The organism is Streptomyces sp. NPDC093149 (assembly GCF_044754145.1).
Lineage (GTDB): Bacteria > Actinomycetota > Actinomycetes > Streptomycetales > Streptomycetaceae > Streptomyces.
Map to the genome: position 1 here is coordinate 176,024 of NZ_JBIVON010000008.1, position 12,358 is coordinate 188,381.

The following is a 12,358-nucleotide window of genomic DNA, read 5'->3' on the forward strand; positions in this document are numbered from 1 at the left end:
ACCGGGTAGTAGCAGGTGCGGGTTCGGTCGGACCACGCGTCCCAGCTCTTCGAGCGCGGTTGCCCCACCCGTGGTGATCACGGGTGGGGCAACAGGCGGGTGGCCGGGCGGGCCCCTGTTCCGGGAGACCGTCCGCCCCGGGCCGTGTGGCTACCGGACGTCGTAGGCGCGGGTGATGGTCTGGGTGACCGCGTTGCCGTTGGCGTCGGTGAACGTGGCCTTCGTCGTGACCTGCTTGCCGGAGGCTCCGGTGTGGTCGAGGACGGCCGTCCACTTGCCGTTCTGCTGCTCGGTCGGCGCCTGGGTCCAGGTGGTGCCGCCGTCGTAGGAGTAGGACAGCGAGGCCGCCTTGATCGCACCCGGGGTGTAACCTGCGTGGCCCTCGACCGACAGACCGACCCGGATGCCGCTCTGCGCGGGCAGGGTGTTCATGCCGTCCACCGGCAGGTCGTACGCCGGGTGGAGGAGCGGCAGGCCGCGGGAGTAGACGTCCGGCTCCCGGTGCGAGCGGAAGCTCCAGGTGGTGTCGGCAGCGGTGGAACGCAGCCAGTTGCGGTCCCCGGTGTAGATCTTCTCCAGGTGCTGGGTGAGTTCGTACGCGGAGTCCTCGTCCGGCACCTCGAACACGCCGTAAGGGTAGGCGAGCCGGCCGATCTGCTCACCGTTGCGCTTCAGCGACATCTTACCGATGTCGCCGAAGGACCCGCCGTAGGTCCAGTGGTCGCCGGAGCCGTCGACCCAGAGGGCGTTCTGGATGCCCATCAGGTCGCCCTGCCGCTCGGCGGCCAGCATCAGGTTGCCGTCGGCGTCGCGCGCCGCGCCCGGCCGCAGGGGGCCGCCGTACCACTCCTCGGCGCTCCGCTGCCCGGCCTTGTAGGTGCGGCCCTGGTCGCCCATGAAGGCGGCGAACGGGAAGCTGGTCATCGCGCCGTGGAACCAGGCGTCGTCGCCGGTCGTGTAGTAGGCGGTGCGGGTACCAGGCACGTGGACCGTCTGGTACAGGCTCACGGGGATCTGGGTGGAGCTGCTCCCGTAGGGACGGAGGAACAGCGCGTCGATGTAGTCGGCCTCCTTGCCCATGGCATGCCACGTCTCGGTGACCTGGGCCAGCCGGGAGTCATTCGGCTGGTAGGTCCGGTCGGAGCGCAGCGGGCCCTCGGTCGGGAACGACAGGTTGTAGACATAGGACGAGCCGTCCTCGGAGCCGGTCGCGCGCCAGGTGGGCCGGAACTCGAAGGTGCCCGTCTGAGCGCGCCCGGCGATGTCCGCGTAGAACTTCTGCACGGCACCGCCGGCCGTGAGTGTCCCGCTGAGCTGCCAGGTGTCGTCCCACGTACGGGCGTAGGTCAACGTGGTGCCCTGCAGCGTCGAGGGGCGGTCGGTGTGCAGGCTCAGCCGGTGGGCCTTGCGGGCGTCGAGGACAACGGTGGTGTCCTTGGTGATCCGCAGCTGCGGGCGGGCGAGATAGCTGACCGATTCGGGCGCGTTGTTCGCGTCGGACGTCGCCACGAAGCTACTGAGGGCGTAGTCGCCCGGGCGCACACGGTAGCTCTGATCAGCCGCGCCGTTGTTGGTGCGGCGCTCGCCCTCGTCGGAGTCGAGACTGGCGACGTCCAGGGAGGACGGGCCGGTCGCGGGCTTGCCGTTGCGGTCGACGACCTTGACCCGGAGGGTGACCGTCTCCGGCTGGACGTAGAGCGTGACGGGCACGGAGACGTGCACATCGCCGCCGGTGGCCAGGATCCGGCCGGTGACCGCACCGTACTGGGCGGGCTTCAGACGGGCGGTGGGGTCGATCTGCAGCGGCACCTGAGCGGTGGCCCCCGCCGGGACCGTCACCTTGTTCTCCTCCGGCTTGATGATTCCGGAGGTGACGTCGCTGCCGTCGTTGCCGTGCACACCGCTGAGCTTCAGATGGAGCGTCAGGTCGCTGTCGCCGGTGTTGGTGAAGGGCACCTGCACGGTGGTGCGGTCCGACGCGTCCTGCGGCCAGTTGTAGCTGCCTGCCTGGACAGCCGGCGCGGAGAGCGCCTTCTGGTTCACCGCGCCGAACACGTCAAGCACCCCACCGCCGGTCTGGTCGGCGCCGGCGACCTGGCCGCCGGTGCGGGCGGAGGAGACCAGGGCGGCCTTGATCTGCTGCGCGGTCCAGTCCGGGTGCGCCTGACGGACGACAGCCGCAGCGCCCGCGACATGCGGGGTGGCCATGGAGGTGCCCGACATCGTCCGGTAGGCATAGACGCCGCGGCCGCCCGCACTGGCCGCCGAGATGTCGACGCCGGGGGCGGCGATCTCGGGCTTGAGGGTGTGGGTGACAGCGACCGGACCGCGGCTGGAGAACTGCGCGGTGGTGTCGTCACGGTCGACGGCGCCCACGGTCAGCACGCCGGGCACGCACCCGGGCGAGGAGACGGTCTCGGCTCCCGGGCCGGAGTTGCCGGCGGCGACGACGAACAGGGTGTGCTTGCTCTTCGACAGCTCCTGCGTGGCCTGGGCCATCGGGTCGGCGCAGTCGCCGATCCTGGGGTTGCCCAGGCTCATGGAGACGACGTCGGCCTTCTGGTCGACGGCCCACTGCATACCCGCGATGATCCAGGAGTCCAGGCCGTAGCCTGCGTCGTTGAGGACCTTGCCGACGAGGAGGGAGGAACCGGGGGCGACGCCCTTCTTCCGGCCGTCGCTGGCCGCTCCGGACCCACCGACCGTGGAGGCGGTGTGCGTGCCGTGGCCCACATAGTCATTGGTGGTCTTGGAATCCGTGAAGTTCTTGGACGCGTCCACCCGGTTCACCAGGTCCGGGTGCTCGGCATCCACGCCCGTGTCCAGCACGGCAACCTTGGTGCCCTTGCCGTCGTAGCCGGCCGCCCAGGCCTCCGGCGCGTGCACCTGCTTGGTGGACCGGTCCAGTGTGGCCTCGACCTTGCCGTCCAGCCACAGCTTCTTCAGCGTGGAGCCGGAACGTGAGCGGGTGTCGGTGACGTCCTGCCAGAAGGCGGCGGCGGTGTCCTTGCCTGCCTTGAGCGCGACGCCGTCCACAGCGGGGAGGCTCAGGCCCCGTTCGGCCCCGCGAGGGGCCGCCGGCGCGCTGTCGGCAACGTTCACACCATTCCGGTAGGTGGCGATGAGCGGCAGCGTGTCGGTGTGCGCGTCGTCGTATCCCTGGCGGATGAGCCCGGTGACGTTGAACAGCTGCTCGTCGACCTTGCCCTCGGCGATCGCCTGGGAGGCGCCCTCGGGGTAGACGTAGAGGTCCTTGCCCCTCTGATAGGTCTGGACCATCGGCTGCGTGCCGTCCTCGCGGGGCAGCACCGCCGCCGAGCTGCGGCCCGACGCGTCCGTGGTCACCAGCACCTTGTCGCCGGTGATGAGCGTGACCGCGACCTTCTTGCCGCCCGTTGCCGCGGTCTTGCTGCCGACGATCGGCCTCTTCCCCGAGGCACCGTCAGGCGGCGTATCCGCCGCCCCGGAGGGCGCGACCGCGGTGACGGCCAGGACGGCGGCGGTCGCCGTGCCCAAGGCCATACGCGTTATGGAACGCATGAATCTCCCCATCTGAGCCATGAACATCTACCAAACTGCGGCTGCAGCCTGGCAGACATGTGGATTGAGTGGGGATGCCGCGCGTGACGGGTTTCCCGCATGACGGATTTCCGTCACGCGGTCACTTCCACCGGCGCGGCGGGAGTTCGGACCTGACGGGTGGCGTACGCCCGGCCGGGACGGCGATCCCGGTCGGGGACGGCCGGCCCGCCCGCGCCCTGCGCCCCGTCGAGGTCACCGCCAACCGGTCGCCTGCGTCGTCAGCGGGCTCGCCGTCGTCGCACGCGCGCCGCCGCACCGGTGCATGCCTTCAGCCAGAATCACGTCCCACCGGCGGTGAAGCAGTAACCCGCCGGGAGTTGGCGGCCGCTTCTGGCACGGCTGCCGTCAAGAGACAAAGGCTCCTCGACGTTCAGGCCGAGGAGGAGGTCAAAGCCAGCCCGCACGTGCGGCGTGCCAGCCAAGTTGCAGGCGTGAATCCGCTCCGGCCAGATCCATCAGACGGCGGGTCCGCCGCTCCACCGTACGTATGGACAGGCCGAGTTGGGAGGCCGCCCGCCGGTCGGAGATCCCTGCCAGCAGCAAAGCGAGAACCTCCAGCTCCCCCTCGGTCGGCTGCTGATCGCCTGCCGGCTCCGCGCGCACGCTCGTGGCGGTGGTGTACAGCGGCCGGGCCTGGGACCATTCCTTCTCGAACAGATGAACCAGGGCCGTCAGCAGGCCGCTGCGGTGCACCACGATCGCGCTGGGCTCGCCGCCGGAGTCCGCCATGTCCAGTGGCACCATGGCGCGCTCCCGGTCCGACACGAGCATCTTCAGCGGCAATGAGTCGACCAGGCGAAGCTCGAGGCCCGCCTTGATGCCCGCCCGTACGTCCTGCGCCATGCCGGGACCGTCGAGATAGTCCTTGGCAGCCACGACACGGAAGTCGACTCCGCGGTCCAGCGCGGAACTCTCCGAGATGTCGGCGTCCTCGCGCGGCACCGCGATGGGCGCGCCGACGAGGAAGACCAGCAACTCCTGCTGGGCGCCGCGCTGCAGTTGGTGGAACCGGTGTGCGACCTGCTCCACGCCGACGACCACCTCCACGACGCTGCCCGCAGGGTGTGCGGCGGTACTGCGGTACTGCTCGGTCAGCATCGAGAACGCGGTCTCGGCCCGGTGCAGTGCGTTGCGCTGCTCGACGAGGAACGGGGCCAGGGCCACCGAGGGGGGCGTGAGCCGGTAGCGGGCGGGCCGGCAGCCGGCCCCGCAGTCGGCCGACTCAGGTGCCCCGCTCCCGGCCTCACCGGCGACCGCCACCAGGCCACGTGCCGTCAGGTCGAGCAGGATGCTGGTGGTCTCGGCCTTCTCGAGTCCGGTCTGCCGGGCGAGGTCCTGCGCGGAGGCTGTCGGGCGGGCCAGCAGTGCCGTGTATATGGCCTCTTCGGCCGGGCCCAATCCCAGCGCCTGCAGCATCCGGTTCCTCCTCAGGCTGCCACCGTGTTCGACCCTGGCGCAGCTCCCGTGCACCGAGCGGATTCTTGTCAGCCGAACCCTATCCCTCCGTCAGGTTGGCGCCACTGGCTGTGTGCCCGGTCGGTACCCCTGCCACGATGCCGATCGGCCGGGCTCCGACCTGCTCGAAAGTCGACGTGCGCGAGGTCCTGATGGTGCCCCCGCCCGCGAGCCTGGCACCGACCGCGCGGACTCCCGCTGTTCAGCGACGGGACGGGCCCGCTCCCCCACCGGGGCCGCGACGTCCGACACCGCCTTCCTCCAAGCGCTGCTCGGCGCCGAGGACGCTCCCACCCGCGGGCGGGCGGCCCGCTGCGGGGTCCCGGCCGCCATCCCGCCTACGCCGTGGCCCGGCAGGTCCCGGAAGAGGACACGCCGGGCCGTCGACGACGGGGCGGGGCGACCGCGGTCAGGTCCCCGCACCCAGCCAGGTCTCCCGTACGGAGCGGAGCGGGTCGCACTCCGTGCGGGACTCGGTGTTCCAGATGCGTGTCTCGCGCCGCTCGGTGGAGTAGGGAGGCCAGGCCGCGCCGGGGTCGAGGTCGCGGACAAAGGCGACCCAGGCCGTGTGCACGGCGTCGGCGAGCTGCTGCGGGGGCGCCTTCCCCAACGCCTTGTCGACCCCTTCGGCGCCCAGAAGGTCGAAGGCGAAGGGCAGGTCGACGCAGTGGTGGGCCAGGCCCTCGAGCGCGGGTGCGGTCGCGGTCCATTCGAACTGGTAGGCCCACGTGGGAAGATCGCGGCTCGCCCGGGACTCGGCGAGGGCGAGGACGGGTGCACGGAACATCTCGTCGGTGAGGGTCTGACCGGTCTCGCCCTCCGCGACCGCGTTGAACTCGTGCGCAGTGCAGCCGATCATCAGCGGGATGTCCTGGCCCGCCGCACCGGCGATGAGTGCATCCGGTACGGGTTCGGGGATCAGCGTTCCGTCGGCGAAGGGGGCGAGAACCAACATCGGGAGCGCATCGCGATCGGGACCGGGGGCGTTCAGCGTGTCCTGGAGGGCGAGGATCTCTTCGTCCGTCAGGCTCTGGAGCGCCGCGGCCGTGGCGGGCACCCCGGTACGTGCGGTGAAGTACTCGGAGACGGTCGCCGCGAACTCGGGGCCCTGTGGTCGCATGACCGCGCCCGAAGCCGAGATCGCTGCCCGGAACAGGCCCGCCGCGGCCGGCGTGGCCAGGAGTGTCTGGACCGCGCCGCCGCCTGCCGACTGGCCGGCGACGGTCACCTTGTCCGGGTCCCCACCGAAGGCGGCGATGTTCTCGCGTACCCACCGCAGGGCGGCGATCCAGTCGAGCACCCCCCGGTTGTCGGGTGAGTCCTCCAGGTGCAGGAAGCCCTGGATGCCGAGCCGGTAGCCCACTGATACCAGGACCACTCCGTCGCGGTTGAAGGCGGCGCCGTCGTACCAGGGGCTGGCCGAGCAGCCCGCGACGAAGCCGCCGCCGTGGATCCACACCAGGACGGGGAGGCCGGTCACCCCGGCGGCGGCACCGACCGGGGTGAACACATTGAGGTTCAGGGTGGATTCACCGGGAACGCAGGGCTCGGGGATGGTGGTTGTCTCGGCGAACGGACGGCGCTGCGCGGTGGGTCCGTACACGCGGGCGTCGAGGGCCTCGGCCCATGGCTCCGGGGGGACGGGCGCGGCGAAGCGCAACGCGCCGATCGGCGGCCGGGCGTAGGGAATGCCGAGGAAGCGGACGCCTGTCCCGGTCCGTTCGCCACGCACCGGTCCGTGGCTGGTGCGGATGGTGTCTTCCGTCATGCGGGTCCTCTCAGAGGGTGTCGGTCGGTGGCAAGGCACCTGGCGCCCAGCGCAGTGGTGGGTACGCGGCAGTGGCGGGGACACGCCGGGACCTTCGCGTCCTCGGCCGTGCGGCCGGTGACGACTGATGCGACGCCGATACACCCGTCGTGGAACAGCGCCGTGGCATCGGCGCCGAAGCGCGCGGCAGCGACGCCGGGTCCGGTGCGGTCGGCGACGTAAGCGGCCTTCTCGCGGTGACGCGTTCCGAAGAACACGCAGGAGCGGGTGCTGGTGTCGCCCCGGAGCGCGATGAGAAGACCCACGAAGCGGCTCCTTCGGAATACGGAGGAACGAGCCTCCGAAGTACCGCCATCAGACCGTTTGAGAGGGTTGACGTCAATGACGTTGTCATAAGAAGTCATCTCAATTGGTGAGCCTGCGGTAGCAGATAAGGGTGCAGGCGATGCTGGCGAAGGCGAGGAAGTGCTCGGCCTTGCGTTCGTAGCGGCGGTGGAGTCGGCGGCAGCCGGCGAGCCAGGCCATGGTCCGTTCGATGGTCCAGCGGTGCCGCCCGAGCCGCTGCGAGGACTCGACGCCTCTGCGGGCGATGCGGTGCCGGATGCCGCGCCGTGAGAGCCACTGCCGCAGGTGGCGGTAGTCGTAGCCCTTGTCGGCATGGAGCTTTGCGGGCTTGCGTCGGCGAGGACCACGGCGGGAGCGGATCGGGGGTATGCCCTTCACGAGCGGGATCAGGGCCTGGCTGTCGTGGACGTTGGCGCCCAAGATTGCGACAGACAGGGGCAGACCGGTCCGCTCGGTGATCAGATGGACCTTTGAGCCGTACTTGCCCCGGTCGACAGGATTCGGACCCGTCAGGTCCCCCTTTTCAGGGCCCGCATGTTCACCGAGTCGATCGCGCAACGCGACCAGTCCAGGCCGCCGCGGGAGCCGAGTTCGTCGAGGACCAGGCGGTGGAGCTTGGCCCACACCCTGGCCTTCGTCCACTCGGCGAACCGGCGATGGGCCGTCGCCCCGGACGGCCCGAACGCTACTGCAGGCAGCTGCTGCCACGTGCAGCCCGACGTGGCCACGAACACGATCGCAGCCAGCACCTCCCGGTCACCGTGGCGCCGCCGTCCACCGCCCTGAGGCCGCGACGGCGCCCCCGGCACCACCCGCTGGAACAACTCCCACAACTCGTCCGGCACCAGCCGCTCAACAATCCCCGCCACGGCCAACGGCCTACCCAACCAAATGAGATGATTTCTAAGGGCTGTCCCGTGATCCCCGGCGGGCACGCGACGACAGCTACGGCATCTCGCCGCGTTGTCGGAACGTCCACATACATGCAGTATGCGGACGCCCCTCCGCCTTGCGATGCACCGCATCTGACGCCATGCGCTGATCCACCGCGGATCACGGGACAGCCCTTAGCCTCCGGCGCCTGATCCGCGAGCAGAACTGATCGATCCCGCCCTTCAGCAGCGCGCTTAACGTGAAATTACAGTAAAGCTATTGGCAGGGGCAGATATTCAGGAGTCGGAAGTACAGCCGACGCGCGGACTTCGGCGCTGGGCTTGATGGTTGCGGGGTGGGGTGGTGGCGTCGTCCCTGTACGCCGCGGCGGGCTACCCGGACATCGGGTCAGGGGCTGGCTGCAGCCGTACGTAGAAGTACGCGTTTTATTACTGGATTTGCTTCGGCGCGTGTGGAGAAGCGGGCTGGCCGGGCGAGGGTGGTTATCGTGCTGGTCGTGTCTGATGATCTACACGTTGAGAGGGCCGGGGCTGTACTTGCGAGTGCGGATGGGCGGTTGGTGGATCCGGGATTCTTGGTGAATGCCGATCCGGAGGTGGTTTTGGGGCTGTTGGACACGGCCCTGGAGCCTGCGGCGCGGTTGGCGGCGGCGGTGTACCGGACGTCGTTGCACCTGCACCGGAACACAGGCGCGGGGGGACGGCGGCAGCTGCTTGCGCTCGATGCGGCCCGGTACGGGGACCGGGAGCTCGCGGCGCAGATCACCGCTGTAGCAGTGGAGGGGGAGCCGGCCGCGTGGTGGGGGGTGGAGTGGGCCACCGGCAGTATGGTCGACCATCGCCTCCGACGTACCCTGCTTGGCCACACCAACGGGGTGCGGGCGGTGGCAACGGGGGTGGTGGACGGTCGTCCGGTCGCCGTCACCGGCAGCTCCGATGAGACAGCGCGCGTGTGGGATCTGACCACTGGCCAGCAGGTCGGCGAACCCCTCACCGGCCACACCAGGACGGTATGGGCGGTGGCGACGGGGATGGTGGGAGGACGCCCGGTCGCCGTCACCAGCAGCGACGACAGGACGGCGCGGGTGTGGGATCTGACCACCAACCAGCAGATCAGCGAGCTAGTCGGCCACACCGGGGTGGTGTGCGCGGTGGCGACGGGCGTGGTGGACGGTCGTCCGGTCGCCGTCACCGGCAGCTCCGATAAGTCAGTGCGGGTGTGGGACCTGGCCACCGGCCAGCCCATCGGTGAGCCCTTGACCGGCCACACCCGTGGGGTGTGCGCGGTGGCGACGGGGGTGATGGAGGGACATCCGGTCGCGGTCACCGGCAGCTACGACAGGATAGTGCGGGTGTGGGACTTGGCTACCGGTGAGCGGATCGGGGAGCCTCTGACCGGCCACACCGACTCGGTCAAGGCGGTGGCGACGGGCGTGGTGGACGGACGCCCGGTCGCCGTCACCGGCAGCCAGGACGGGACGGTGCGGGTGTGGGACTTGGCCACCGGTGAACAGGTCAGCGAGTTCCTGACCGGGCACACCGGAACGGTATGGGCGGTGGCGACGGAGGTGGTAGGGGGACGCCCGGTCGCCGTCACCAGCGGCAGCGACAACGGGACGGTGCGGGTGTCCGACCTGACCACCAGCCGGCCCGTCGGCGAACCCCTCACCGGCCACGCCGGCCTGGTGTGTGCGGTGGCAATGGCCGAGGTGGAAGGCCGCCCGGTCGCCGTCACCGGCAGCCGAGACGGGACGGTGCGGGTATGGGACCTGACCACCAGCCAGCCCGTCGGCGAACCCCTCACCGGCCACACCGACGGGGTGTGTGCGGTGGCGACGGCCGAGGTGAAGAACCGTTCGGTCGTCGTCACCGGTGGCGACGACGGGGCAGCGCGGACGTGGGACTTGACTACCAGTGAGCGGATCGGGGAAGCCCTGACCGGCCACACCGACGGGGTGTGTGCGGTGGCGACGGCCGAGGTGAAGGACCGCCCGGTCGCCGTCACCGGCAGCTACGACGGGACGGTGCGGGTATGGGACCTGACCACCAGCCAGCCCGTCGGCGAACCCCTCGCCGACCACACCGGCCCGGTCGATGCGGTGGCAACCATAACGATCGATGGTCGCACCCTGGTTTTCACCGGAGGCGGATACATGGATGGGACGGTGCGCATATGGGATGTAGCGACGGGCGAATCAGTTGGCAAGTTGACCAGCGGATATTGGGTGGCATCAATCGCAGCCGCAGTGGTCGACGGCCGCGCTGTGGTCATCGTCGTCGACCAGGATTATGCCATCAGGGCGTACGCATGGGATGCAGAAACCAGCAGACCCATTCCGGGGTTCCTTAAAACACAGAGCGATAAACTCTGGGAATTGACAGAAAGTGAATGGGAACTCACGGAAAGTGGAATCGATGAGATGGTCGAGGACTATCCCTATGAATCAGAGAGCATCCCATTGAATTTCCAGCAGGGAGTCATACCCGCTGAATCAGGTGACCTCCCACCGGTCCTTTGGGAGAGTATCACGCGAGACGAAGCGGTCGACGGTCTCACCTTCGAACCGGATGACCTCCCGCCAGACCCATGGGACGGGACCACGCATATCCAAAACGCCGAATTCCCTATGATGCATATCGATAGAATCAAAGTAGTGACAACGATGGCGTGGGGTGACAACGCTTACGCGATCACCGGGGATTTGTGTGGGCCGGTGCGAATATGGGATATGGCAACCGGCAGGCCGGTGGGCCGAATTATTACGGCCCATACCGGTACAGTAAGGGCGATTTCAGCTTCTGTGATGAATGGCCACCCGATCGCGGTAACCGGTGGCGACGATTGCACAGTGCGGATTTGGGACGTAACCACTGGTGAGCCGATCGGACGAAAGTTGGTATTCCCGTACCGGATACACGCGCTGAGTTTGACACCCGATGGCCGGCTGGTGGTGAGCTTCGGTCAGGAGATTGTGGTGCTGGCCCGGCTCTGAACCCAGTCCCGGTCAACGCGCAGCAATCGTGAGCGTGGATCCGATCATTGCGGCGGTGATCGATCCATGCCGCCTGAACTCATGGACGCGAGCCGACGACGTATCCACCCCAGGGCCGCGAAGGCGCTGTGCGCTGTGGCGTCGGTGCTGTGCTGGTGGTTGCCGGATCCGTCGCGGGGGCCAGGGCATGGGCCTCGTCCTTTCAGGGGCGCGGCCTATGACTGGCTCGACCTCGGACTCGGGGTTCTGGTTGTGGTCTACGTGGCCGTCGGCGCGGGTCAGCTGCTCGCGCACTTGTCCCGCAGAGCGTCGAAGTCTCGTGGAAATATCGGCATACTCAGCGAGTAGCACCGACACCGGTCAAACTTCGATGACAATGGATCAATCTTCACCGTCACAGGTCACCCGGTACTCGAAAAGCTTTCAATACGGACGTTCGGCGGGTGCTGTTGCGTGGTGGCCCGGCGGGCGCGACAGCCGGCGTGACAGGGAGCGTGACGCCGCTGATGTGACGCACTGTGAGCGCGACTGTCCTCTGACAACGGACCTTGACTATTTGTCATTGAAGTTGGACCAGTGACGAAGGCGGCTCCGGCACCATAACTGTCATGGAGCTTTCCGGTGTTGCCGCGGCGCTTGCTCCGCTCAGCATCCCCGCAAGCGCGCTGATCGCTCGTTGGCAGATGCGCACTGCGCTGGCGCAGTCGCAGGCGAACCATCGAGCGGCAATGCAGGTGGCGGAGGCCAACCACCGGGCCGCGTTAGAGGTCGTTGACGCCAACCACCAGAAGGCCAACGAGGCCGCAGAGGCGAACCACGCAAGGGCTCTGGAGTTCGCGCTTGAGAGCCGTCGCAGTGCCATCGAGGTTGCTGGTCAGCAAGCAAACGCTGAGCACCGACGGTGGATGGCGGAGACGAGGAGCGCTGAGTACAGGAACTTTGAGAACACCTTGCCAGAGTTCCGCCGAGCCTTCCTGGCCCGTCAAGCTGGTAGCGAGCACCTCGTGGACGTCCTTGCAGAGCTTCATCGAAGTCGGCACTACATTGGCCATCTGGGGTCTGACGAGGTCACCAGCATCGTTGAACGCATCGACCTGCTGTGCCAGACACTCGCGGTGCACGTCGAACCGGTTGAGCGTGCCGAGTGGTGGCGAACGAGGGTCAGGCCGCTGAGGACGGAACTAAGGGCTCGCAGAAAAACAACACGCCGATTTCGTTGCTGGGACCTGTCCTTGTGATATCGGACGCTGAACCCGCAGGTCACAGGGATGTGTCTCAAGTAGGTCCAGGGGCCTCACTCCTTATCGCTCGGGACATCGCTG

Annotated in this window: 7 protein-coding genes; 2 read left to right on the top strand and 5 right to left on the bottom strand. The window is 68.5% G+C overall.

The features are described 5' to 3' along the window. Window positions 1-150 precede the first annotated feature (150 nt). From ACIQCZ_RS24445 to ACIQCZ_RS24465, 5 genes are all read right to left on the bottom strand, one after another. Window positions 151-3,540, bottom strand: a complete 3,390-nt coding sequence (locus ACIQCZ_RS24445) for a S8 family peptidase (protein ID WP_402284809.1) — start codon at window positions 3,538-3,540, stop codon at window positions 151-153. Between the two features lie 429 nt (window positions 3,541-3,969). After that, window positions 3,970-4,998, bottom strand: a complete 1,029-nt coding sequence (locus ACIQCZ_RS24450; protein WP_402284810.1) for a helix-turn-helix domain-containing protein — start codon at window positions 4,996-4,998, stop codon at window positions 3,970-3,972. A gap of 448 nt (window positions 4,999-5,446) precedes the next feature. Continuing rightward, a complete protein-coding gene (locus tag ACIQCZ_RS24455) occupies window positions 5,447-6,805 on the bottom strand; it encodes a carboxylesterase/lipase family protein (RefSeq protein ID WP_402284811.1) in 1,359 nt (452 codons plus the stop codon). Then, on the bottom strand, window positions 6,802-7,110 hold the full coding sequence (locus tag ACIQCZ_RS24460) for a hypothetical protein (protein ID WP_402284812.1): 309 nt from the start codon (window positions 7,108-7,110) through the stop codon (window positions 6,802-6,804). The genes ACIQCZ_RS24455 and ACIQCZ_RS24460 overlap by 4 nt, the downstream gene beginning before the upstream one ends. A 100-nt stretch (window positions 7,111-7,210) precedes the next feature. Continuing rightward, window positions 7,211-8,010, bottom strand: a protein-coding gene (locus ACIQCZ_RS24465) for an IS5 family transposase (protein ID WP_402285061.1) whose coding sequence is annotated in 2 segments (ribosomal slippage) — window positions 7,211-7,672 and window positions 7,675-8,010 — 798 coding nt in all. Because the reading frame shifts where the segments join, the coding sequence is not laid out codon by codon here. 611 nt (window positions 8,011-8,621) lie between these two features. On the opposite strand from ACIQCZ_RS24465, the gene ACIQCZ_RS24470 reads away from it, so the two are divergent. Beyond that, window positions 8,622-11,036 carry a WD40 repeat domain-containing protein gene (locus tag ACIQCZ_RS24470; protein WP_402285063.1) on the top strand — a complete coding sequence of 805 codons (2,415 nt, stop codon included), beginning with the start codon at window positions 8,622-8,624 and terminating at the stop codon, window positions 11,034-11,036. Between the two features lie 608 nt (window positions 11,037-11,644). Continuing rightward, entirely contained in the window at window positions 11,645-12,274 is a 630-nt protein-coding gene (locus ACIQCZ_RS24475; RefSeq protein WP_402284813.1) for a hypothetical protein, read from the top strand. Window positions 12,275-12,358: the final 84 nt, after the last annotated feature.

Bases quoted from the DNA above. Each gene is read 5' to 3' on its own strand.
- ACIQCZ_RS24445 (WP_402284809.1), bottom strand. From the start codon at position 3,540: ATGCGTTCCATAACGCGTATGGCCTTGGGCACGGCGACCGCCGCCGTC.
- ACIQCZ_RS24450 (WP_402284810.1), bottom strand. From the start codon at position 4,998: ATGCTGCAGGCGCTGGGATTGGGCCCGGCCGAAGAGGCCATATACACG.
- ACIQCZ_RS24455 (WP_402284811.1), bottom strand. From the start codon at position 6,805: ATGACGGAAGACACCATCCGCACCAGCCACGGACCGGTGCGTGGCGAA.
- ACIQCZ_RS24475 (WP_402284813.1), top strand. From the start codon at position 11,645: ATGGAGCTTTCCGGTGTTGCCGCGGCGCTTGCTCCGCTCAGCATCCCC.